This is a genomic window from Sphingomonas sp. ERG5 (assembly GCF_000803065.1).
Lineage (GTDB): Bacteria > Pseudomonadota > Alphaproteobacteria > Sphingomonadales > Sphingomonadaceae > Sphingomonas.
This window is the reverse complement of sequence record NZ_JSXI01000012.1, coordinates 20,365-44,544: the sequence shown is the minus strand read 5'-3', so window position 1 is coordinate 44,544 and position 24,180 is coordinate 20,365. Positions and strand designations below refer to the sequence as shown.

The window sequence follows — 24,180 nt, the reverse complement described above, 5'->3', positions numbered from 1 at the left end:
TGCAGGGAGACACTATCATGCCCCCGCCCCGGTTCAGGATCGTCATCGTCGGCGGCGGCACGGCGGGCTGGATGTGCGCGGCGGGCCTGATCGGACGGCTCGATCTTGCGGACTATGCGGTAACGCTGGTCGAGTCCGACGAGATCGGCACGGTCGGCGTCGGCGAGGCGACGCTGCCGCACATCAAGACCTTCAACGACCTGCTCGGCGTCGACGAAGCCGAGTTCATGCGCGAGACCCAGGCGACCTTCAAACTCGGCATCCAGTTCCGCAACTGGCACCGTCCCGGCGATTCCTACATCCATCCATTCGGCGTGTTCGGCGAGCCCTGGGGCGGGGTCGATTTCCAGCACCACTGGGTCCGCGCCCGCCAGGCCGGCCGCGACGTCGCACCGCTCGATGCCTATTCCTACGCGGTCACGGCGGCACAGCGGAATGCGTTCGAATTTCCCAATGAGGACCCGAAATCGATCCGCTCGACCTATGCCTATGCCTATCATTTCGACGCGAGCCTTTACGCCCGGTTCCTGCGCCGCTGGACGGTGGCGCGTGGCGCGCACCGTATCGAAGGCATGGTCAACGACATCGCGCGCGATGCCCAGTCGGGCGATATCACCGCGCTGACGCTCAAGTCGGGCGAGCGGATCGAAGGCGATCTGTTCATCGACTGCACCGGGTTCCGATCGATGCTGCTCGGCGGCGTTTTCGAGGTCGCCTGGGAGGATTGGACGCACTGGCTGCCATGCGACCGGGCGCTCGCGGTACCGTGCGACCGGACCGATGATTTCACGCCCTACACGCGATCCACCGCGCAGAAAGCCGGCTGGATCTGGCGCATCCCGCTGCAGCACCGCACCGGCAATGGCTATGTCTTTTCGAGCCGCTTCATCGAGGTCGATGACGCGCGCGACGCGCTGCTCGCACAACTTGACGGCGCGGCGCAGGCCGAGCCACGACTGTTGCGCTTCTCGCCGGGCCGCCGGGTGCGGACCTGGGCAGGCAATTGCATCGCGATCGGCCTGGCGAGCGGATTCCTCGAGCCGCTGGAATCGACCAGCATCTTCCTGGTCCAGGCGGCCGTCATCGACCTGATCAACCTGATGCCGCCCGCCACGGCACACGGACGGATCGATCCACGGCTGGCGCGTGAGTTCAACCGTCTGTCGGAACTCCAATATGAACGCGTGCGCGACTTTCTGGTCCTGCATTATGCCGCCAATGAGCGTCTCGGCGAGCCGCTCTGGGACTATGTCCGGGCCATGACGCTGCCCGAAAGCCTGGCGCACAAGATCGACCTGTTCCGTACGCGCGCCACCGCGCCCAATTATCAATATGGCCTGTTCTCACGCGAGAGCTGGCTGTCGGTGCTGATCGGACAGCGCATCATGCCGACCGGCTATAACCGGCTCGCCGACGCGCTCGACCTCGATACGCTCGACACCAGGCTGGCCGACCTTGCCGGAAGGATCGCGACCAACACGGCGGCGATGCCCGTGCATAGCGACTTTGTGGCAAGCTATTGCGCCGGCGCCGATCTGGCGGGGATGCCATCATGAGCGACACGCGCCCCAATCGCGTGGTGATCGCCGGTCGCGATGCCGCGCTGTGGCTGACGGCGAGCGTGATCCAGCGCGCGCTCGGCCCGGCCGGGGTTAGCGTCGAGGCGATCGAACTGCCGACGCGGCTACGATCCGGCGAGGTCATCGTCACGCAACCGGCGATCGAAGCGCTGCACAACCAACTGCGGCTCGACGAGGCTGCCTTGCTCAGGACGACCGGAGGCAGTTTTTCGTTCGGGCAGAATTTCGTCGACTCTTCCGGTGCGACCCCGTCCTTCATGCATGCCAGCGGCGCTTATGGCGCGCCGATCGATGGCAACGCCTTCTTCCCCTATTGGGTCAAGGCGCGCAGCTTCGGGCTCGATGTCGCGCTCGAAGATTTCTGCCTGACCGCCGCCGCCGCGAAACAAGGGCGGATGATGCTGCCCGACGAGACGACCGAGATTTTCGGCCGCACCGACTATGGCTATCATCTGCCCGCCCTGCCCTATGTCGCCACGCTGAAGACTCTGGCGGCGCGTCTCGGCGTGGTCATTCATCACACCGCGACGGTGGCGGCCGAGCGTGATGAAGGCGGGATCCGCGCGATCACGCTCGACGACGGGCGCCGGATCGACGGCGCCCTGTTCATCGATGCCACCGGCCCCGAGGCGTTGCTGATCGGCGAGGCGCTGGGCGTTGGGCGCGATGCATGGCGACCACAATTCGGCATCGATCGCCGGCTGAGTGCGCAGACATCGCGCTTTCTGTCGGTCCCGGCCTATGGCGAGATCCGCGCCTGGCGCGATGGCTGGCTCGGCCTTTTTCCCAGCCAGGTCGCAACTCATGTCGTGCAGCATTATTCCAGCGCCTGCTGCAGCGACGAAGAGGCCCTGCGCGCGATGGCCGTCGCGTCCGGCCTGAGCGTGTCGGACGCCACCCTTAGCGTCATCGACCCGAGCCGGCGGCATGTCGCCTGGGAAGGCAATTGCGTCGCGATCGGCGAGACCGCCTGCACGCTCGATCCGATCCATGGCGTCGATCTGCACGCGATCCAGCTTGGCCTGGTGCATTTGCTTCAGCTTTTCCCGGTGACCCTGAATTTCGCCGCCGAGCGCGCCGAGTATAACCGCCTGATGCAGTCCTCGCTGGAGCGTATCCGCGACTTCCAGTCGGCCTGGTACGCGCTCAACCGCTATGGCGACTCCCCATTCTGGACACAGGCACGGGCGGCGGCCCGGCCGGAGGCGCTCACGCACAAGATCGCGACCTTCCAGGCGCGCGGCGATATCGCGCCGATGGAGGATGAAAGCTTCTCGTTCGACAGCTGGCAGGCACTGTTCGTCGGGCTTGGATTGATGCCCGAAAGCTGGCCGCCGGCGATCGACCGCACCCCGCCCGAGCGGATGAAGCAGGAATTCCGCCGCACCCTCGCCTTTGTGAAGGAACAGGTGCTGAAGCAGCCGACGCATGAGCTGTACCTCGACAGTTTCTGCCGGAGCGAGGCGGCATGAGCGTTGGTACGGCACAGCGACAGCCGGCAAGTAACCCGCTCGATCAGCTCCCGCCGGTCGAGGTGCGTGCGGCGTCCTCGGTCAACCTCGACGCGTTAATCGCGGACGGCGTACCGGTAGTGCTGAGCGGCTTGTTCGATGCCTGGCCCGCGCTCGCCGTTGGCCAGCATTCGCCGGCGCGGCTCAACGCCTATCTCAAGGCGATGGACCATGGCATGGCCGGCCCGGTGATGGAGGCGCCAGCGAGGAGCGGCGGGCGTTTCGGCTATGCCGCCGACCTGCGCGAGTTCAGCTTTTCCAAGCGCCAGCGGTCGATCCCCGAAACGCTTGACCGGATCGAGCGGTTGCTCGGCACCGCCGATGCGCCCTTCGTCGCGATCCAGATGCTGCCGCTCGCCAGCCACCTGCCCGATTTCGTGCGCGACAATGCGATGCCGCTATTGCCGGCGGTTGGACCTCGGCTCTGGCTTGGCGGGCCAGTGCGCACCCAGACGCATAACGACCACGACCATAATCTAGCCTGTGTGATCGCCGGGCATCGCCGCTTCATACTGTTCCCGCCCGAGCAGGTGAGCAATCTCTATGTCGGGCCGCTCGACAATCCCCCGCCCTTGTCGCTGGTCGATCCCGAGGCGCCCGATCTGGCGCGCTTTCCGCGCTACGCCGAAGCGATCGCGACCGCGCGGGTCGCGCATCTTGCGCCAGGCGACGCGCTCTTCATGCCCAAATATTGGTGGCACCATGTCACGTCGCGCGACCCGTACAATGCGATGGTCAATTACTGGTGGGGCGATAGCGCCACCGGGCTGGAGCGCGCGAATGACGTGTTCCTGACCGCACTGCTCGCACTACGCGATCTGCCACAGTCGGAGCGCGCTTACTGGAAGGCAATGTTCGACCTGCATGTCTTTCGCAGCGAAGGCGCGGTCGATCATATCCCGGCCGAACTGCGCGGCGCGCTCGGGACGATGCGCCCCGCGGCCCGCGCCGCGCTGAAGCAACAGCTCAAAATGGCCTTTCTCAAATCGTCATGACCCCTTTTCCTGTCGCGTATCACGAAAGACTCCTCCCCATGATCCTTCGCCCACTCCTCGTCCTTGCCGCACTCGGCGCACCAGCGGCCGCCTCGGCCGCAACCCGCGAATGCGCCCAGTCGCCGACCAAGGTGATCGAGGTGTGCGTCACGGTCGAGGGTGGTCGCGCGCTTTATACGGTGAGCCGGGACGGCAAGCCGGTGCTCGCCCCGTCCGCGCTCGGCCTGAGCTTCGCTGGAGAGCCGGATGCGCGCTACACCGCGATCACCGCGGCACGGCGCGGCGCATCGGACACGACATGGGAACAGCCCTGGGGCGAGCAGCGCGTCATCCGCGACAATCATCGTGAACTGACCGTATCGCTGACCGGCGACACGCCGCTGAACGGGTCGTTCGACGTCACATTCCGTCTGTTTGATGACGGAATCGGCTTTCGCTACACTTATGGCGCGGTCCCTACCGGCAAGGCCGTCTCGGTCACCGCCGACCGCACCGAGTTCCACACCATCGGCGCCTATCAGGCCTGGTGGTACGAGGCGCTCGGCCAGGAACGCGACGAATATCTCTACACCAGGACCGATGCGCGCCGCATCACGCTGGCGGAGACACCGCTGACCCTGAAGGGCGACAATGGCCTGTATCTGTCCTTCCATGAAGCGGCGCTGATCGATTTCCCCAGCATGTTGCTGGCCGGCAATGGCGCCGGCACGCTGACCGCGCGGCTGATGCCCTGGCCCGACGGCACGCTCGCGCACAAGACCGGTCCCTTCACCACGCCGTGGCGCACGGTGCTGATCGGCACCAGCGCCGGTGCGCTCGCCGACAGCCGGATCGAGCTCAATCTCAACGACCCGAGCAAGATCGCCGATATGTCCTGGTTCAAGCCCGGCAAATATGTCGGCGTGTGGTGGGAAATGCATCTCGACAAGACCACTTGGGGCAGCGGTCGGCGGCACGGCGCGACCACCGCCAATGTGAAGGCCTATATGGATTTCGCGGCGAAATATGGTTTCGACGGCGTGCTGGTCGAAGGCTGGAACCAGGGTTGGGAGGGTGACTGGATCGCCAATGGCGACAAGTTCAGCTTCACCAGAAGCTATCCCGATTTCGATCTTCAGGCTGTCACCGCCTATGGCAAGACGAAGGGTGTCAAGCTGATCGGCCATAACGAGACCGGCGGCGCGGTGGTCAATTATGAAGCGCAGCTCGACGACGCGATGAAGCTCTATCAGTCGGTCGGGGTGTCGGAGGTCAAGACCGGCTATGTCCGGCACAGCGGCGACATCATCGCCGCCGATGGCAGCCGACAATGGTTCGCCGGACAATATATGGTGCGACACAATCTGCATGTCGCGGAGGTCGCCGCGGCCCATCGCATCGCGATCGACGCGCATGAACCGGTCAAGGACACGGGCTTGCGTCGCACCTGGCCCAACATGATCAGCCGCGAAGGCGCGCGCGGCCAGGAATATAACGCCTGGGGCCGCCCGACCAATCCGCCCGAGCATGTCGTCATCCTGCCCTTCACCCGGATGCTTGGCGGACCGATGGACTTCACCCCGGGCATTTTCGATATCGCACGCGGCGGCACCGAGCTGACTCACCGTGTGCAATCGACGCTGGCGACGCAGCTCGCCGAATATGTCGTACTTTATTCGCCGGTCCAGATGGCGGCTGACTTGCCGGAAAATTACGAGGCACGACCCGACGCCTTCCAGTTCATCCGCGACGTGCCCACCGATTGGGAGGTCTCCCGCACGCTGGCTGGCGAGATCGGCGAGCACATCGTCGTCGCGCGGCAGCCGCGCGGCGGACAGGATTGGTTCCTCGGCGCGCTGACCAATGAGACCGCACGCAAGCTCGACCAGTCCCTGTCGTTCCTCGCGCCCGGCAAACGCTATGAAGCGCAAATCTATCGCGACGGACCCGGCGCGGATTATCGCAACAACCCCGGCGCGCTGGTGGTGGAACGACGCATCGTCACCAACCGGGACAGCCTGGCGCTGGACATGGCGCCGGGCGGCGGCGCGGCGGTTCGTTTCAAATTGCTGCCATGACCGGCACACGCTTTAATGCGCAGAGCGGCCGGGCGATCACGCGCTTGCGGATCGCCCGGCCGTAAAGCTTACCCTTCGATCTCGTCGCCTTCTTCCTCGGCGCCGATTTCCTCTTCGTCTTCGTCTTCGTCCGCTTCACCTTCGGCGCCGTTCTCGACGGCAAACTCTTCCAGTTCATCCTCGGGCGGAGCAGCGGGATTCAGTTCGTTTTCCTGCGCTTCATTGTTCTCGGACATGAGGGTCTCCGCAAAAGAGAATCGGCCGCGACGCTGCGGCCGACCCAGGCTGGCACCCCAATGCGACACGCGCATTGCAACCCTGCCCGTTTCATCGTGCCGGAACAGTTCAGGGAGGATGTCAGCCAGATTTAGCGAAACATGAACCCATGCCGCGCCGGACGAGTCATGGTTGACTGTGCTTGACGCGGTGACGGCGCTAGCCGCGCCGCCGCGCTGCCAATTCCTCCACAATCTCGTCGTGACGGCGGCCGTGCAGCGGATAGAGCAGCATCGCCAGCCCGGCGAGCGCCAGCCCGATCGACGGCAGGACGATGATCAGCAGCTTCATATTGGCCAGCGTCTCGGGCGTCTGCACCGCGTTGGCATGATAGCCGATCCGGTCGAGCAGCCAGCCGAACAGCCCCGCGCCCAGGCCGAGCGCGACCTTGAGGAAGAATTGTCCAAGGCCGAAGATCAGCGATTCAGTCCGGCGCCCGGTACGCCATTCGCCGAACTCGACCGTGTCGGGCAGCATCGACCAGAAACCGAGCGCAAGACCCAGGCCGGTGACTTGCATCCACAGGAAGAAGCCCGTCGCCTCAATCGAGGTGCGCACGTCGTTGAACGCAAACCAGAGAAGGCCCGCCAGCCCCCAGACGATCGCTGCAAACCAGGCGTTGCGCTTGCCGATCGCGCGAGAAATCGCCACCCAGATCGGCACCACGATCAAGCCCGAGACAGCGGCAACCGTCAACGTGGTGCGCCCGCCGGCCTCATCGGCGAGATAATATTTGAAATAATAGAGGATCGATTTGCCGATCGCGGTCGAGCAGACCACACCCGCACAGATCGCCAGCAGGATCGACCAGAGCGCACGATTGTCGCGCAACGCGCGCCAATAATCGCCTGCCTTGAGCGCCGGTTCGATCTCACCGCTCTCTTCAGGCTCGCGTGTCGTGAAGAACACGATCGGCAGCACCAAAGTGGCGACAACCGCGAAAATCGCCGCAGCGAGCAGGAAGCCGTGCGACAGGTCGCCCGCGCCGAGTTTCGCAGCGAGAGGCTGAGTTGAGACGGCGATGACGATCCCGGCGAGCGTGGCGAAGATGATCCGCCCGCCGGCGATGGTGCCGCGCTCCGCCGAGCTTGAGGTGATGCGTGCGGTCATCGATGTGTAGGGGATCGACACCACGGTATAGGCGATGCGGAACAGAATGTGCGTTGCGAGCATCCACGCAGCCAGCCCGGTCCCGGTGAATGGCGGCTTGTAGTAAAGCAGCACGAAAGCGATGCCGACAAACGGCGTGCCGAACAGGATATAGGGGCGGTACCGACCCCAGCGCGTGCGTGTGCGGTCAGCGATCGCGCCCATGATCGGGTCGATCGCGGCGTCGAAGATCGACGCGATCATGTAGATCAGCCCGGCCGCCGCCGCGCTCAATCCGACCACATCGGTATAGAAGAACAGCAGGAAGAGCGAGATGCTCTGCCAGTAGAGATTGAAGGCGAAATCGCCGACTGTGAAGCCAAGCAAGCCCTTCACGCCCAACCGGGGTGCAACCGAATCCGCCACGTCTCTCTCCCGCATTTTCTGCGAGACTAGATAAATTATCGCGAATTATCCAAATAAAATATCGAATCCTGGGGATATTCGCACCGACGCGGCGGCATGGACTATTTCTTGCGCGGCCGTCCGCGTTTCGGGGCGGCCGCGACCAGCTCATCGCTGTCCTCAATGTCCACCTGTTCCATCCCGGCAAGCGTGTTGGTGACGGTCTGGTGAAACGAAGTCCCCATCTCGAAGAAATCCCGCACCAGCGTCTCGAGCCGCGGCGCATCGCGCTTGACCAGCGCATCGACAATCTCGCGGTGCTTGCTGTGATGGTCGAGCGCCAGGTCGACCTCATAATCAGCAAACAGGTTGATATAGCGCTCGATCCGGTTGCCGAGATCAGTCCAGATCTGCATCAGGATCGGCGAGCCGCAGCCCGAGAGCAGGGTGTAATGCAATCCGCCATAAGCCAGCTGCCAGGTTTCGCGATGCTCCGGGCTGTCGAACAGTTTCGGCACCTTGAGCGAGCGGTGGAGCTGCACCACCACTGCCTCTTCCCAGGCGTCATCGCCGTGATCGAGCGCCATTTTCAGCATCAGCCGGTAGATGCGGCGATAGACGCCGACCAGATCGGCATAATCGGCGAGCGAGACCGGTGCGACGCGATGGCCCTTTTGATGCTCGTGCAGGACAAGGCCGCCGGTGGTGAGGAGCAGGATCGCCTCGCGCACCGGGCTGTGCCCGACCTTGTAGAAATCGACCAGCTCGGCGATCTTGAGCCGCTCCATTGGCCGGAACACGCCGCGCACGATGTCGCGGCGGAGCCAGTAATGGACTGCCTGGGTGGGGTTGCGCTCTACATCGACGAACCCGCTGAGCGCGGGCGCGGTGAATGTGGCTACTGAAGGAAGATCTGTCGGCACCCTGATCATAGTAAACAGGCTGCGCGCCCTTGCAACCGACGCGCGCGCGCTTTGCCGCCGAACCGGATCTTCCTGGGACATGGCTTACAAGGCGGTCGCGACGACCAGCAACGGGCCGGCGGCCAGCGCACGCACGGCAATCACGCCCGGCGCAGGATCGGCCAGCCGCTCGCCCCCTGCCGCATCGATCGCCGCGCCGCGCGGGAAATGCGCCACGGGCAGCACGATCTCGGTCGGCGCCTCGATCGCCGGATTGGCATCGAAGGCGATCCTGAACACGCCGTTCGCCGCATCGAATGCCTGCTCGGTCAGCATGCCCTGAACCGCCCGGGCATAAGGCCGCGCAAAACCCGGCACCGCGCGCCCGCCGCTATCCGGATCACAGTCATACGTCGCCTGGTCCGGGCTGAAAATCGACAGATCCTCCTGGTTCCAGCCATCGCCCAGCGCAGCGTCGTTGCGATTGGACGCCGTATAGTTCCACAAGGTCCCGCTCATCAGATGCGAATCGAGCGCGTCATACATCGCGCCAAGCGCCGCGACATGATCGCCCCAGGGCATTGGGTCGCCCGCACGCCACGCCGCATAGGCCGCCCCTTCATCGAGATCGAACGGCAAGCCGAATTCCCCGATCAACGTCGGTGCGCCGCCCTCGCCCAGCGCATCGCCGAGGCGCTTGATCACGCCGAGCTGAGCGGCATAGCTGGTCGCGCGCCGGGGCTCGACCTGCTTGGTCACCAGGGTCGCGAAGTCATACCAATGGCTGGCGTTGACGCAGCGGTCGGGCATCCCGTCGGGAAAACCCATGCCGGAGAACGCTTTGAACGGATTCACCTCGGCAAAGACCAGCCAGTCGGGCCGGACGCGCCGCACCGTCGTCGCCATGGCGTGGAAGAAGGGCAGGACATGATCGCGCTCGGGATCGATCGCGGCACCATCGGCGCGATCGAAATGGTCCGGGCGCAGCGCCGTCTCGCCGTCATAGATGCCCGCTTCGGCAAAGGGACAGACGACCCCGTCGCGCCAGATCCGCACACCCGCCGGATTGGCGATGCGGAACCCGGCCGGCTCGACCTCGAACCCCTGCCCGGTCCGCACGACCAGCGGAATCTCGCACGGCCGGCCATCGGCGATCAGCAGCATGTCGAGCGGACTCATCGCCAGGCCCGGCCGCACCGGTTCGGGTTGCTCAACGCTGCGCTGGCAATGACGATAGGCCAGCGGCCGCCCGATCATGCCCGTATCGGGTTCGTTGAGCGTGTCGAAACCGATCACCTCGGGAATGTCGGCGACGCGTTCGGCCACCGCGGTCATCGCCGCGAGATACTCGCCCTGCAGCAGGTCCTGCACCGGCGTGCCACCCGGTTTGAAGTCTGGCAGGAAGCGCGTGCCGCCGAAGAACAGGGTCCACATGATCGCATTGGCGGGCAAGCGGTAATTGCTGCCCCAGCTCATCTGCGGATACGCCGCCTGGCGCCCGCCAAGTGCGGCGTCGTAGCGCTGCTGCATCAGATGCGCGGCATCGGCAGCGCCGAAACGGGTGAAGTCGAGCCCGACCGCCTCGAACACCCAGCCCGGTGCGCCATCGCCGCCGGTCATGCGCGACCAGACGTCCTGGTGAAAATCGATGAAAACGGCAAAGCCATAAGCCGCCGCCTTCAGGCACACGGCGCGGAGATAATCGAGATACTCTTCGTCGCGCATTCCCGGTCCGGCATGCGCCACCGCTTCCCAGGTGGTGAGCAGGCGCAGCGCGTTGAAACCCCAGCGCGCAAGCCGGCCGAGATGCGCGTCGGCTTCGGCAATCGGGAACGGCCGCCCGGTGAAGCTGACCGTCCGGTGATCGGCGAAATCGTCGCGCAAATGCGTGCCGGATACCGACACTGGCAGCTTGCAGTCGCCGCCAAGATTGACTCCACGCAGCAACACATGCCGGCCCGACCGGTCAACGAAGCGGGTACCCCGAATATCAAGCACCGGCCATCTCCCGCGCGGCATCGAAACAGACGCGTGCCGTGTCGATCAGGAATGCGGCATCGGTCCAGCGGTCGCTTTCCTCGCGTGGCTGGCCATCGGGACCAGTGACCATGCGAGGATAGAAGGAGCGCGGCGGGAGCAGTTCGGGCATGACGGTGAAATAGCCTCCTGGGGGTGCAGCGGCGAGGAAGCTGCGAAAGCTTTCCGTCCACATGCGTTTGAAGAAATCGAGATGCTTCGCCGCAGCGGGGTCGCTGGCGCTGAGCTGGCCGACCGCGTTCGAGCAGACGCGCAGATGCAGGAAGCGGGTGCGCGCGAATACCGAACGCATCACGTCGAACTTCATCTCCATGTCGCCATAGGTCAGTTCATGGCCGATATACCAATGCGCGAAATCGCCATTGAAGCGCAGGTCGGGAAAGCGCGCGACCAGATCGACCGTGCGGCGAATATCCTGGGTCATCGTCGCGCGGTGGGTTTCGAGGAACAGCGGATGGCCTTCCTGCACCGCCGCCTCAAGCAGGGCCTCGGCGAGCCGCGCCATCTGGTCGTCATCCTCGACCCCCGTGCCAAGCTGTATTGTGGTGCAGTCGCAGCCGGCGTCGCGCCAGCGCGCCGCGACGCCGCGCAGTTCCGCGGGATCGTGAAACACGCGGGCGATGCCGGTCGGGATCAATCCGGCGGCATGCGCGGCCGCCGGATCGAGTGTCTGGATCGTTTCATATCCGGCCTGTTTCAGCGCGGCATAGATCGCCGCCGTGTCACCCTTCGGTCCCGCCGACCAGTCCGGCAGGTCGGCGATGGTGATGAAACTCATGCCGGCGGCGAGACGCGGCGCTGCCGTCGTCCCGTCATTGGTGCCAGTACCAGGCGGTTCAGAAACCGACATCAAGCGACAATCCGATGCTGCGCCGCGATTCATACGGCCGGAACTGACTGAGGCTGCGTGCGGCGCCGAACGGAGTCGAGAACATCGCGATCGCATATTCCTTGTCGAGCAGGTTCTTGGCGTAGACCGACAGCTTCCAATGATCGTCCTTGCCGGCCAGCGCGATCGCGGCGTTGACCAGGGTATAGCCCCCCTGCCGCGCGCGCGGATTGTTGGGGAAAGCGATCAGCTGCTCGGAGCGATAGCTCGCGCCGAGATCGAAGCGCAGTTTCAGATCGTCCGACAGCGCCACGCCATAGGATCCGCCGAGATTGAATTGCCAATGCGGCGAGAAGGGCAGCGGCTTCCCGGTCAAATCCTGCTGCACATCGGTCGAACGGGTCGCGCCGGGCGCAAGCACGCAACCCTCGCTGGTCGTCTGGCCGCCATAGCAGGGCGCATAATTGAAATTGCCCCATTCCGCATCGACATAGGCACCACCCAGGGTCAGCGTCAGATCGGCCGGGTCGAGCGGTCGCCACGCCGCGTCGAATTCGACTCCCCTGGTCTTCGCCTCGCTGCTGACGATTGGATAGGTCGAGGTGACAGGGTCGCGGCCGGCGGTCTGATAATTGCTGACCTTGGTGTAGAAGAAGGTGGCGTTGAGCGTCAGGCGCTGTTCGGGCCAATAGGTGCGCAGGCCGAACTCATAATTGGTCGGCCGTTCGGGAGCGACCTTGCGCAGGATATTATTGCCGATATTGGTGTCGAAGCCGCCACCTTTGAAGCCGCGCGTGACCGTGGCGAAGATATTCGCGTCCTTGTTGAAATCATATTGCGCGCCTGCGCGCCACACCAGGGCGGTTGTATCCATTTTTGCGCTGGCGCTGTCGCGAGCATTATAGCGCGGATCAAGCCGGTTCTTGGCGGCCTCGACGCGCTCATTGACCACCCGCGCACCGGCGATCAGCTTGAAGCGTTCGGCCAGATTGATGTTCGCCTGACCGAACAGCGCCATGTTGCGCGTCTCGGCGGCGACCCGCACCTGACGGTAGTAGAACGAGTAGGGTATGCCGTTGAAAATCTGGGTCGAGTGCGAGATCACGTCGGAATTGAAATAATAGGCACCGAGCACATAATCGATCGTGCCGCCGGTCGGCGAGGCCAGCCGGAGTTCCTGGCTGAACTGATGCTGCTTGAAATCGGTGTAGTTCACGTTGAGCAGATTGTCCGGCGAGGAATCGGAATCGAGCCCGTCATGCGATTGCCAGGTGCGCCAGGCAGTGATCGAGGTCAGCGTATAGCCATCGCCGAAACGGTAATCGCCCTGCAGCGAGAACCCCTTGCTGCGTGCGTTCGAGAAGACGTCGCCATCGACATTCTGTTCGAGATTGCCGCGCCCCGGCACGATCCCCGCCGCAAGCGCTTTCCCCTCGGGTGAAATGGCGATGGGCGTTCCCGCCACCTCGGCCAGGGTCCAGATGCAGCAATCCGAGGTGCGCTTGAAATAATCGCCGATCGCGGTGATCGTCAGATCGGACGAGGGTTCATATTCGAGCTTGCCGCGAAAGCCGAATTCGTCGCGATTGTTGAGCTTGCGGCCGTCATAGATGTTGCGGATATAGCCGTCGCGCACATTGCGCCGCCCCGACAGCGAGAAGCGCAGCGTGTCGGTGATCGGCCCCGAGACATACGCGGTGAAGCGCCGGTCATTGTCCGGCCAGGCCCAGCTGACGCTCGCGCGTCCCTCGAATTCCTTGGACGGGCGTTTGGTCACGACGTTGACCACGCCGGCCGATGCGTTCTTGCCGAACAAGGTGCCCTGCGGACCGCGCAGCACCTCGATCCGCTCGACATCGGGCAAGTCGGTGACCGACGCACCCGACTGGCCGAGCACCACCCCGTCGAGCACATAGGCGGTGCTGCCCTCGATCGCCTCGGACGAGAAGGTGCTGGTGCCGATGCCGCGAATGAAAAAGCCGAAATTGCGCGGGCCCGCCGCGCTGATCAGGGTCACGCTCGGCACCAGATATTGCAGGTCGCTGGTCTCGTTGAACTTGAGCGCCGCGAGTTGGTCCTTGCCGACGACCGCGACCGACAACGGCACGTCCTGCAGATTCTCGTCACGGCGCTGCGCGGTGACGATGATGTCGTGGCCGTCCTCATGTGCGGTCGGCTTCGGTAGCGGCGCATCCTGTGCCGAGGCCGTGGCGGGCATGGCCAGCACAGCGATCGACAGGCCGGACAGCAGGCATAGGCGATAGAATCCAATCCGTGACATGTTTCATCCTCCCCAATCTTTTATGTTATTGAGTGAATAAATTTATCAATTTTTGTACTGTGTCAACGATTCAATCTAATTTTGCGCATTGATCCTCTGGCCATGGCGGGGATGCCGATCGAAAGCCCGCCCTGCCCTGCACGCTCCGGCGCTTGCCAAGATGATGGGGAACGTCGACATCGGCCGCGGGAAAAGGAGTGCTCGTGTCGACCCTTGCAGGGAAAATCGCGCTGGTGATTGGCGGTACCCGGGGGATCGGGGCAGCCATTAGCCGTCGCATGATCGCCGACGGTGTGTCATTGGCCATCTTCTATCTCAGCCGTGCCGAAGAAGCCGAGCAGTTCGCGGGCGAGCTTCGTTCGACCGGCGCGGCAGTGACCGCATTGCAGGTGGATGTGAGCGATGCCGGCGCGCTGAACGACGCCATCGATAGGGTGATCGCACAATTTGGCCGAGTCGATATTCTGGTGACCGTTGCGGGACTGGCGATCACCGGCCCGCTCGATGCCTATCCGGATGATGCGTTCGACCGTGTCTTCGCAATCAATGTGCGTGCGCCCTTCCTCGCGGCGAAGAAGGTAGCGGAGAAAATGGCGACCGGCGGGCGTATCATCACGATCGGCAGCATTGTCGCGGACCGGACGCCGGGCGATGGGACGACCTTATATGCCGCCAGCAAATCCGCGTTGAGCGGCCTCACCAGAGGATTGGCGCGCGACCTCGGCGCACGCGGATCACGGCCAATCTGGTTCAGCCCGGCCCGATCGACACCGAGCGCAACCCCGCCGATGGTCCTCATGCGGAAGAGAACCGGTCACCCCTCGCTATTCATCGTCATGGGACGGCCGATGAAGTCGCCGCGCTGGTTGCGTTTCTTGCCTCCCCTACCGCGGGCTTCGTCACCGGGTCCGTCTATAATATCGACGGTGGCTGGAGCGCCTGATCAGCCGCGCGGGTCCGGGATGATCCCGAGATCGGCAACCCGCCGTGCCCGCGCATCCTCGATCTGCGGCCAGGGCGCAGGATCGGGATAGACGCCGGCCGCGCGCGGCCAGGCGAGCGGCGTCGCGTCGCTGTCTATGACCGCACCCGGCAGGATGCCGCTGCGGTCAACCGAGGGATGGTGCTTGCCGTCAGTGCTGCGCGTACAGCCATCGGCAAAATAGATTGCGGTATAGACCCGCCGCATCATCGCCGAGGCATTGCCCATCGCCATGTGCATGGTCAGCCCGTGATGGAAGATCACGTCGCCCGGGCTGGCCGGCACGAAGCGCGCGCCCGCAGCGAGATCCTCATCGCCGCCCTCGCCGGAGAAAATGTCGACGAAGCGCGCATCCTGCCGGTGCGATCCCGGCACATAGCCCATGCCGCCGCTGCTGTCGTTCGCCTCGACGAACGGAATCCATGCCGTGACCGTGCGATATTCCGCGATCGGCCAATAAGGGTGATCCTGATGCGCCTGAGTCGGTGCGCCGCCCGGTTCCTTGTACAGCGCCTGATCATGCCATAGCCGGAGCCGGTCGGCCCCGACCAGCAACGCCGCCACGGCGCACACCGCCGGGTGGAAGGTCAGCGGCCGGACGTCCGGGAAATCCTCCCAGATATACTGGCATTGCAGGAAGCTTTGTTCGTAGCGCGACTTCTCCCGCAGCGACCGCGTGTCGCGCGACTTCCGGACCGCCACCGCCTGATCGACGGCGGCCGCATATCCGGCCAGTTCTTCGGGGTCGATCAGGCCCGGCACGGCTACGAAGCCGTCGCGCGCGAAATCGCTTTTCAGACGCCCAGGCTCGAGACCGACGCGCATCATGCTCAATCGCCGAGGATCAGAAACTGGCGGTGCGGATCGTCCTGCAGGATTTCCCTGCCCTCGGCCGTATGGGTGCGCGCGCCATCGGGTGCATATTGCAGGATATAGGCCTTGCGCACCGTCCCGTCCTTCAGATTGGGACCCGTGCGATGCGGTGCGAGCGAAGAGAACAGGATGATGTCGCCCGCGCGCGCCGGCACGCACACCGCATCCTCCACTTCCTCCAGGCATTTCAACCCGATCGAGGTCGGCCAATGCTCCAGCGTGCCGCGCTTGTGCTGGCCCGGCGCGATCCACGGACAGCCATTTTCCTCATCGACATCGACCAGCGGGATCCAGAAGGTCAGATATTGCTGCGGCTCGATGAAGGTATAGCCATTATCCTGGTGCCAGGGGAATTCCTGCTTCTTGCCGGTCTTCTTGTACACCGACTGGTCCCAATAAAGCCGCACCCGCTCGCCCGACAGATCGTGGCACAGGTCCTGGATCACCGGATGCGCGGCGAAGTCGTGCAACACCTCGGACCGCGCGACGAGATGCGCGGCAAAGGTGATCGTGCCGGCTGAGGTCAGGCGGAATTCACCGCCCTGCTGTTCCGCCACGAACCGCTCATAGGCCTCCTCGATCGGGTCGATCGCGGCGGTGACCTCGGCGATTTCCGCAGGGGTGAAGGCGTCGCGGATCAAGACGAAGCCGTCGCGGTCGAACGCCTCGGCCTCGGCGGGCCTGAGCCGGCGCAGCGGCCGGTCCGGCGTGACATTCTGCCATGAAAAGCCCGCGCTTCGTGCATCCACGGTGCCAGTGCTGATCCGGTCTTCGACGGATATAACCACGGCTCTTTCTCCTTGATTCGATTTTTTTTTATATTTATGATCAATTTTTATCGAGTCCACACAAAAAAATGCGGGCGGAACTCGGGAGGCGGATCAACCGTCGGCGTCGTCAGGCGCGACCGTCACGCAATGAGGAGAGAGAGATGAGGAAGGCGTTTGCCGCTATTATTGCCACGACTCTGGTCATGGTCGCGCCGTCAGCGGGGCTCGCCGCTCCCAACCTCCCAACCAAACCGATCGAACAGAAATATTATGCCGACGGGACCTGGGCCGTGTCGCAGACCGTGACCGCGGCGAATTGCGATTCCAAGGGCAGTGTCTGCGACATCTATTACCCGACCAACCTTGGTGCCGGCGGCTTCCAGCATCCGGTCATCGTATGGGCCAATGGATCGGGCACATCGCCGATCGCTCCTGCCACTTATGCCTTTGTCCTGCGCCATTTTGCTTCATGGGGCTTTGTCGTCATCGCGACGCGCGACGGCACGACCGGCGAAGGCCAGACGGTGATCGACAGCGCGAACTATATGAAGGCGCGCAATCTCGACTCCGGCAGCGTCTTCTACAACAAGCTCGACACGACCAAGATCGGCTCGATTGGCCATTCGCAAGGCGCGACCGGCGCGATCAACGGGATGCTGAAATCGACCGGCATCTTCCGCACCGCAATCGCCATCGAAATCGCACAACAGGCATTCTGCAGTTCGACGACCAATTGCCTGCAGACCGCGACCCTGACCGGCGCGACCAGCGGCTCGATCTTCTATATCGCCGGATCGTCCGACGGGCTGATCTCACCCGATACGCAGTGGCTTGGATCGCAGCTCAACTCCAATACCGCCTATTACAACGCAACGCCGGCCGCGCTGAACAAGGTCAAGGCGATCCTGAAGGGCCCCAATCACAACGACGTCCAGGGTACGCCGAACTGCCCCTCGGGCCTCGGTTTCTGCAGCAATGGCGCGCATGGCTATCTCGGTTATCCGACCGCCTGGATGATGTGGCAGTTGCAGGGCGCGGCGGATGGCCAGCAGGCGTTCAAGGCCTCGGGCGGCGAGATCTTCACCGAAACCGCCAACTGGCAGAGCGTACTCAGCAACGTGCCATGATGATCATGGCTTGCTGACGACAAAGGCCGGCCCGGGTTTCCCTGTGCCGGCCTTTTTCATTCAGGAGAATAACGGCCGGTGGAAGGATCGGTCGTGGCGCAGGAAACAGCGCGTTTCCTCGGCATAGGCGATCGCCTTCGCGACCTCCGGGTCGCTCGCGCTGGCGATGCGATATTGCTCATAGGCCGCCAGGCTGTCGAAGCTGAACAGGCAGAACGCCTCGTCGCTCGCGCCTTCCGACGGCAGGAAATAGCCGTGATGGACCCCGCCGAATTTCGGCAGCAGCGTCAGCCACATACGCGAATAGATCTCGAACTCGGCAAGCTTGTCCTGATTGATGATATAACGGACATGGCAGGTAATCACTGGCGGCTCCCTCACCGATTGCGCACCGATCCGATAGCCGCGCAAACCGCTCCCGGCCACGCCCTTATGCGTCAGGCCATGGAGGGAGACCGGCGGGATCAACATGCTGCGCCAATCGCGGGCACTGGACGAACGCGGCAAAGTCACTATATACCGATCGGTATGGAACAGACTCTAGCCCCTCCGCCGGTCAAAGGCCGGCCCCGGGAATTCTGCACGGAGGAAGCGCTTGCCGCTGCTCTGCGCGTCTTCTGGCGCAACGGTTATGAGTGCGCGTCGATGGCCGAACTGACCGCCGAGATGGGGATTACCAAGCCCAGTCTCTACGCCGCTTTCGGCAATAAGGAAGCCCTGTTTCACAAGGCGCTCGATCTTTATGAGCGCGAAAAGCTCGCTTACACCGTCGCCGCGCTTGAGGCGCCGACCGCACGCGGCGTGGCCGAGCGCTTCATGATCGGCGCGCTCGAAATGCAGATGAGCACGTGCGACCCCAAGGGGTGCATGGGCGTGATCAGCTCGGTGTCGTGTGGCGGCGCCGAATCGATCAAGGCGGATGTGGCCGCGCGCCGCGTGTCGTCCGAAGCCGCGCTGATCGCACGCTTCGAGCGTGCCAAGCTGGAGGGCGACCTGCCCGAAACGCTCGAGCCCGACGCGCTCGCACGCTATCTTTATGCCCTGCTCCAGGGCCTGTCGGTTCAGGCGGGATCGGGCGCGTCATGCGCTCAATTGCAGCAGCTGGTCGATACCAGCCTGTCGATCTGGCCGACCCGCTAAAAATAAACATACCTAGCGGTACACAAAGTGCTTGACGCACTGCGGCATAAAGTTATATACCGATTGGTATTGAAGTTGGACTCTCCCGTGAGCCCGACGGTCGGCTAGGGAGAACCCCTGATGACGAGCAAGTAATTCCAGCGCGGCGGGTTTCGGCCTGCCGTACTTCATCGATTTCAGACGGCGATCGTGGGCACCACCTGGTGCTTTCGCGAGCGTTTATCATTGCCTGATGGCCAGTGCGGCGCAGAGGACGGGTCTTCTGCGGATGGTGTTGTGCGATCTAAATTCAAGGGGATTTCCAATGGCTTATCTGGACATCAACAACATCTCCGCCGCTCCTGTCATGGGTCGCGCCGCCGAGCGTCGCCAGATGACCGCGCCGGCCAGCTTCTCGCCGATCGAGTGGAGCGTCATCGCTCTCGCCAAGCGCGATCGGATCAGCAGCCTGTCCGAACCGAGCCGCCTGTCGCGCGCGTTCGGCAGCCTGTTCGGTCTCGGCACCGCATCGCATCTCGCCGAGCCGCGGCTCGAAACGCTGCGCCGCCTCGCGGTGCATGCGTGGAAGCGCGGCTATGCGCTGCCCGCGTCGGAGGTCGCATTATTTCTGAAGGCCGGCTTCACCATGGGCCAGGCCGAAACATTGGTTGCGAGCGTCACCGGCGGACAAGTCGGTCAGCTCGCCTGGAGGATCGCCGCATGAATATGGTCACCCCGATCGATACCGAACACAGCACGCCGGTCCGCCCGCTGCGTGACGGCTTTTCCCGTCTGCCGCGCTGGCAGCGCGGTGCGCTCATCATTCTCCCTCTTGCCTTGATCGGCGCGGCTGGCGCCAAGCTCGCCGATCAATCCCCGGCAGTGGCGGCGGCTCCCCCCCTCGCCGCCGTCACTGTCGCGGCTCCATTGGTGCGGGACGTCAGCGAATGGGACGATTATGTCGGCCGTTTCGCGCCAAGCCGCACGGTCGAGATCCGGCCGCGCGTCGCGGGTGAAGTCACCGGCATCCATTTCCGCGACGGCGAGGTCGTGCAGAAGGGCCAGCTGCTCTTCACCATCGACGCCCGCCCGTTCGCGGCGGCGCTGGCCGAGGCACGCGCCAATGCGGCCAGCGCATCGAGCGCGCTTGTCCTCGCGCGCACCGACCTCGGCCGCGCGACCAAGCTGATCGATGACGAGGCGATCTCGGCCGGCGAAGTCGATTCGCTCCGCGCCAAGGTGCAGGCGGCAACCGCCGCGCTCGCCGCGGCCAATGCACGGGTCCGGGCGCGTGCGCTCGACGTCGAGTTCACTCAGGTGCGCGCACCGATTGCCGGCCGCATTTCCGACCGCAAGGTCGATGCCGGCAACCAGGTCGCGGGCGGCGAAGGCACTGGCGGCACGGTGCTGACCACGATCAACGCGCTCGACCCAATCTATTTCAGCTTCGACGGATCGGAAGCTTTGTACCTGAAGACGCAGCGTGCGCGTCAGCCCGGCGCCGAGCCGGCCGCGGTCGAGATCCAGTTGCAGGATGAGAGCGAGCATCGCTGGAAAGGCAAGCTCGACTTTACCGACAATGGCCTCGACCAGCGTTCGGGCACGATCCGTGGCCGTGCGGTGCTGAGCAATCCGAACTATTTCCTGACCCCGGGCATGTTCGGCAATATGCGCCTCGCCGCTGCGGGCAGTGCCAAGGCGCTGCTGGTGCCCGACGCCGCGATCCAGACCGATCAGGTGCGCAAGGTCGTGATGACCGTCGATGCGAAGGACCAGGTCGTCGCCAAGCCGGTGACGCTCGGCCCGGTGGTCGATGGCCTGCGCATCATCCGGTCGGGCCTAGCGCCCAGTGACCGGGTGGTGATCGCCGGGATCCAGATGGCCATGCCCGGTTCCAAGGTCCAGCCGCGCGCCGGCAAGATCAGCGGCCAGGCTCAGGCGCCGGCGCCACAGGTCGCTCTGCCGGTGGCCGGCGAGGCGACGCTGGGCGCCCGCTAGGAATCGAGACACCCTCCACCGTTCGCCCTGAGCTTGTCGAAGCACCGCCCTTCTCTCTGCCGTAGCAAAGAAGAACGGCCCTTCGACAAGCTCAGGGCGAACGGGGTGGGGGCAGCTTAGAAGCTCAAAAAACGCCTTCATCAAGGACAGTCCTCATGCGCCTCTCGCGCTTCTTCATCACGCGGCCGATCTTCGCCGCGGTGATTGCGGTCGTCATCACCCTGGTCGGGGCGATCGCCTATCTCAGCCTGCCGGTGTCGCAATATCCCGACATCGTGCCGCCGACCGTGACGGTCAGCGCGGTCTATCCCGGTGCGAGCGCCGAGACGGTCGCCGAAACCGTCGCCGCGCCGATCGAGCAGGAAATCAACGGCGTCGACAACATGCTGTACCAGTCGTCGCAATCGACCGGCGACGGCAAGCTGGTCATCACCGTGACCTTCAAGATCGGCACTGACCTGGATGCAGCGCAGGTGCTGGTGCAGAACCGCGTCGCGGTTGCCGTGCCGCGCCTGCCCGAAGACGTGCAGCGCCTCGGCGTCGTCACGCGCAAGACCTCGCCCGACTTCCTGATGGTGGTCAATCTGGTCTCGCCCGACGATTCGCTCGATCGCGGCTATATCTCCAACTATGCGCTGACTCAGGTGCGCGACCGGTTGAGCCGCATCGACGGCGTCGGCGACGTGCAGCTGTTCGGCAGCCGCGACTATTCGATGCGCGTGTGGATCGACCCCGGCCGTGCCGCCGCGCTTGACCTGACCGCGGGCGAGATCGTCGCCGCGCTGCGTGCACAGAACGTCCAGGTCGCCGCCGGCACGCTTGGGCAGCCGCCCTATGCCACCGGCAACGCCTTCCAGCTCAATGTCGAGACGCAAGGGCGCCTGACCGACCCCAAGCAGTTCGCCGATGTGGTGATCCGCACCGACGCCGATGGCCGCCAGGTCAAGGTATCGGACGTCGCCCGGGTCGAACTCGGGGCGCAGGATTATGGCTCCAACACTTATCTCAGCGGCAAGCCGACGGTGATCGTCGCCGTGTTCCAGCGCCCCGGATCGAACGCACTCGCGGCGGCCGAAGGCGTCAATGCGGCGATGAAGGACATGTCCGGCCGCTTCCCCAAGGGCCTGGCCTATAGCGTCATCTACAACCCGACCGAGTTCATCTCGCAGTCGATCGATGCGGTGAAGGACACGTTGTTCGAGGCGATCCTGCTGGTCGTGCTCGTCATCCTGGTCTTCCTGCAGAAATGGCGCGCGGCGATCATCCCGGTGGTCGCGATCCCGGTCTCGCTGATCGGCACGTTCGCGGTGCTGGCGGCGATGGGCTATTCGCTCAACAACCTGTCGCTGTTCGGCCTGGTGCTGGCGATCGGCGTGGTGGTCGACGACGCGATCGTCGTGGTCGAGAATGTCGAGCGTAACCTGGAACATGGCCTGTCGCCACTGGAGGCGGCGCGCAAGTCGATGGACGAAGTGTCCGGCGCACTGGTCGCGATCGTGCTGGTGCTGATCGCAGTGTTCATCCCGACCGTGTTCCTCACCGGCCTGTCGGGCGCGTTCTACCGCCAGTTCGCGGTAACCATCTCGACCGCGACGGTGATCTCGCTGATCCTCTCGCTCACTCTGTCCCCGGCGCTCGCCGCGATCCTGCTCAAGCCCAATGCGCAGCAGGGCGAGGGTAACCGCTTCACGCAGTTGCTGCGCCGCGCTGCCGATGCCTTCAACCGCGGCTTCGAGCGGCTGAGCATTGGTTACGCTGCCCTCACACGGCGGCTGGTGAGTGCACCGAAGAAGATGATGACCGCCTATGCCGCGCTGATCGCGATCACGGCGGGCGTGTTCTGGGCGACGCCGACCGGCTTCATCCCGGCACAGGATCAGGGTTACTTCCTGACCGTCATCCAGCTGCCGCCCGGTTCCTCGGTCGAACGCACTGACGCGGTGATGCGCAAGGTCGCCGCGCGCATCCTGCCCGGCGCCGGGATCAAGGGTGCGGTGATGCTCGCCGGGTTCGACGGGCCGTCGCAGACGCTCGCGCCGAACGCCGCCGCTGCCTATTTCCCGCTCAAGAGCTTCGAGGAGCGTAGGAAGCTCGGCGTCAGCTTCCCCGAGATCATGGCCCAGGCGCAAAAGGCGACCGCGGACATCACCGAGGCACGGCTGATGATCATCCCGCCACCGCTGATCCAGGGTATCGGCTCGGCCGGCGGCTATCGCCTGATGGTCAAGGACCAGTCCGGGCGCAGCTATCAGGAACTGGCCACGGCATCGAACGATCTGATCGGCAAGGCCAATCAGACCAAGGGGCTGGCGCAGGTCTTCACCTTCTTCGAGACCGCGACGCCACGCATCTTCGCCGATGTCGACCGGACCAAGGCCAATATGCTTGGCGTGCCGCCGGAGCGGGTGTTCGAGGCGCTGCAAGTCTATCTCGGCTCCGCCTTCGTCAACGACTTCAACCTGCTCGGCCGCACCTATCGCGTCACCGCCCAGGCCGATGCGCCGTTCCGCAACACGACCGCCGATATCGCCAATCTGAAGACCCGTTCCAATTCGGGCCAGATGGTGCCGATCGGGTCGGTCTCGACCTTCAAGGACAAGACCGGGCCGTATCGCGTGGTGCGCTACAACCTCGCCCCCGCGGTCGAGATCGATGGCGACACCGCACCGGGCTATTCGTCGGGCCAGTCGCTGATCGCGATGGAGAAGCTCGCCGATGCCAGCCTGCCCAGTGGCTACAGCCATGAATGGACCGGCATCGCCTATCAGCAAAAGGCGGCGGGCAGCACCGCGGGCCTGGTGTTCGTGATGGCGGTGGTGTTCGTCTTCCTCGTCCTGGCGGCGCAGTATGAGAGCATCACCTTGCCGCTCGCGATCGTGCTGATCGTGCCGATGTGTCTGCTCGCGGCGATGGCCGGGGTGAACCTGCGGGGGATGGACAATAACGTCCTGACCCAGATCGGACTGGTCGTGCTGATTGCGCTGGCCGCGAAGAACGCGATCCTGGTGGTCGAGTTCGCCAAGCAGGCCGAGGACCAGGACGGACTGTCGCCGATCGAAGCAGCCGTGCGCGCGGCGAAGGACCGGTTGCGGCCGATCCTGATGACCAGCTTCGCCTTCATCCTCGGCACGGTGCCGCTGGTGACGGCAAGCGGGGCAGGCGCGGAGCTTCGCCAGGCGCTGGGTACCGCGGTGTTCTTCGGCATGATCGGCGTGACCGGCTTCGGCCTGCTCTTCACCCCGACCTTCTATGTGGTGTGCCGGGCGCTCGCGCAGCGCCTCGGCCGCCGCCGTGCCGCCGGCCAGTCGCCCGAAGCCCCCAATCCCACACTTCAGCCCGCCGAATAGGA

The 24,180-nt window shown here is 64.3% G+C and carries 19 protein-coding genes; 10 read left to right on the top strand and 9 right to left on the bottom strand.

Features of this window, described 5'->3' with window-relative positions:
- Positions 1–17 precede the first annotated feature (17 nt).
- From OO12_RS02710 to OO12_RS02695, 4 genes are read left to right on the top strand one after another with little or no spacing between them, the layout of a single operon-like run.
- The gene (locus OO12_RS02710; RefSeq protein WP_034157097.1) at positions 18–1,556 is read left to right on the top strand and encodes a tryptophan halogenase family protein; all 1,539 of its coding nucleotides are present in this window, start codon (positions 18–20) and stop codon (positions 1,554–1,556) included.
- Positions 1,553–3,052, top strand: a complete 1,500-nt coding sequence (locus tag OO12_RS02705) for a tryptophan 7-halogenase (protein WP_034157096.1) — start codon at positions 1,553–1,555, stop codon at positions 3,050–3,052. The genes OO12_RS02710 and OO12_RS02705 overlap by 4 nt, the downstream gene beginning before the upstream one ends.
- A complete protein-coding gene (locus OO12_RS02700; RefSeq protein ID WP_052215475.1) occupies positions 3,049–4,086 on the top strand; it encodes a cupin-like domain-containing protein in 1,038 nt (345 codons plus the stop codon). The genes OO12_RS02705 and OO12_RS02700 overlap by 4 nt, the downstream gene beginning before the upstream one ends.
- Positions 4,087–4,124: 38 nt before the next feature.
- Entirely contained in the window at positions 4,125–6,143 is a 2,019-nt protein-coding gene (locus tag OO12_RS02695; RefSeq protein ID WP_034157095.1) for a glycoside hydrolase family 97 protein, read from the top strand.
- 68 nt (positions 6,144–6,211) lie between these two features.
- On the opposite strand, the gene OO12_RS28420 is transcribed toward OO12_RS02695, so the two are convergent.
- The 6 genes from OO12_RS28420 to OO12_RS02670 form a co-directional block, all read right to left on the bottom strand.
- Positions 6,212–6,379, bottom strand: a complete 168-nt coding sequence (locus OO12_RS28420; protein ID WP_160296721.1) for a hypothetical protein — start codon at positions 6,377–6,379, stop codon at positions 6,212–6,214.
- A 199-nt stretch (positions 6,380–6,578) separates the two neighbouring features.
- Positions 6,579–7,934 (bottom strand): MFS transporter, encoded by a 1,356-nt coding sequence (locus tag OO12_RS02690; RefSeq protein WP_160296720.1) that lies wholly within the window; start codon positions 7,932–7,934, stop codon positions 6,579–6,581.
- A 101-nt stretch (positions 7,935–8,035) separates the two neighbouring features.
- Entirely contained in the window at positions 8,036–8,836 is an 801-nt protein-coding gene (locus tag OO12_RS26655; RefSeq protein ID WP_160296719.1) for a GntR family transcriptional regulator, read from the bottom strand.
- An 84-nt stretch (positions 8,837–8,920) separates the two neighbouring features.
- Positions 8,921–10,813 carry a glycoside hydrolase family 5 protein gene (locus OO12_RS02680; RefSeq protein ID WP_034157143.1) on the bottom strand — a complete coding sequence of 631 codons (1,893 nt, stop codon included), beginning with the start codon at positions 10,811–10,813 and terminating at the stop codon, positions 8,921–8,923.
- Entirely contained in the window at positions 10,806–11,702 is an 897-nt protein-coding gene (locus OO12_RS02675) for a hypothetical protein (RefSeq protein WP_034157093.1), read from the bottom strand. Before OO12_RS02675 ends, OO12_RS02680 begins: the two co-directional genes overlap by 8 nt.
- Positions 11,689–13,962 (bottom strand): TonB-dependent receptor, encoded by a 2,274-nt coding sequence (locus OO12_RS02670; RefSeq protein WP_034157092.1) that lies wholly within the window; start codon positions 13,960–13,962, stop codon positions 11,689–11,691. Before OO12_RS02670 ends, OO12_RS02675 begins: the two co-directional genes overlap by 14 nt.
- Positions 13,963–14,165: 203 nt before the next feature.
- Here OO12_RS02670 and OO12_RS29390 point away from each other — a divergent pair, with 203 nt between their 5' ends.
- Positions 14,166–14,996 (top strand): SDR family NAD(P)-dependent oxidoreductase, encoded by an 831-nt coding sequence (locus tag OO12_RS29390; protein ID WP_443024538.1) that lies wholly within the window; start codon positions 14,166–14,168, stop codon positions 14,994–14,996.
- Here OO12_RS29390 and OO12_RS02660 read toward each other — a convergent pair.
- Together OO12_RS02660 and OO12_RS02655 are read right to left on the bottom strand one after the other, a co-directional pair.
- Positions 14,906–15,772: a phytanoyl-CoA dioxygenase family protein gene (locus OO12_RS02660; RefSeq protein WP_052215469.1), complete on the bottom strand. Its 867-nt coding sequence runs from the start codon at positions 15,770–15,772 to the stop codon at positions 14,906–14,908. The two genes, OO12_RS29390 and OO12_RS02660, sit on opposite strands and share 91 nt — an antisense overlap.
- Positions 15,773–15,774: 2 nt before the next feature.
- On the bottom strand, positions 15,775–16,605 hold the full coding sequence (locus OO12_RS02655) for a phytanoyl-CoA dioxygenase family protein (protein WP_034157090.1): 831 nt from the start codon (positions 16,603–16,605) through the stop codon (positions 15,775–15,777).
- Between the two features lie 143 nt (positions 16,606–16,748).
- Between OO12_RS02655 and OO12_RS02650 the strand changes: the two genes are divergently transcribed.
- Positions 16,749–17,714, top strand: coding sequence for a hypothetical protein (locus OO12_RS02650; protein WP_152616235.1), 966 nt, complete (start codon positions 16,749–16,751; stop codon positions 17,712–17,714).
- Between the two features lie 60 nt (positions 17,715–17,774).
- On the opposite strand, the gene OO12_RS02645 is transcribed toward OO12_RS02650, so the two are convergent.
- Positions 17,775–18,185 (bottom strand): NIPSNAP family protein, encoded by a 411-nt coding sequence (locus OO12_RS02645; protein ID WP_235364663.1) that lies wholly within the window; start codon positions 18,183–18,185, stop codon positions 17,775–17,777.
- A gap of 57 nt (positions 18,186–18,242) precedes the next feature.
- On the opposite strand from OO12_RS02645, the gene OO12_RS02640 reads away from it, so the two are divergent.
- From OO12_RS02640 to OO12_RS02625, 4 genes are all read left to right on the top strand, one after another.
- Positions 18,243–18,854 (top strand): TetR/AcrR family transcriptional regulator, encoded by a 612-nt coding sequence (locus OO12_RS02640; protein WP_034157088.1) that lies wholly within the window; start codon positions 18,243–18,245, stop codon positions 18,852–18,854.
- A 304-nt stretch (positions 18,855–19,158) separates the two neighbouring features.
- Positions 19,159–19,557, top strand: a complete 399-nt coding sequence (locus tag OO12_RS02635) for a hypothetical protein (protein WP_034157087.1) — start codon at positions 19,159–19,161, stop codon at positions 19,555–19,557.
- Positions 19,554–20,831, top strand: a complete 1,278-nt coding sequence (locus OO12_RS02630) for an efflux RND transporter periplasmic adaptor subunit (protein ID WP_034157086.1) — start codon at positions 19,554–19,556, stop codon at positions 20,829–20,831. The genes OO12_RS02635 and OO12_RS02630 overlap by 4 nt, the downstream gene beginning before the upstream one ends.
- Positions 20,832–20,986: 155 nt before the next feature.
- Positions 20,987–24,178 (top strand): efflux RND transporter permease subunit, encoded by a 3,192-nt coding sequence (locus OO12_RS02625; protein ID WP_034157085.1) that lies wholly within the window; start codon positions 20,987–20,989, stop codon positions 24,176–24,178.
- Positions 24,179–24,180: the final 2 nt, after the last annotated feature.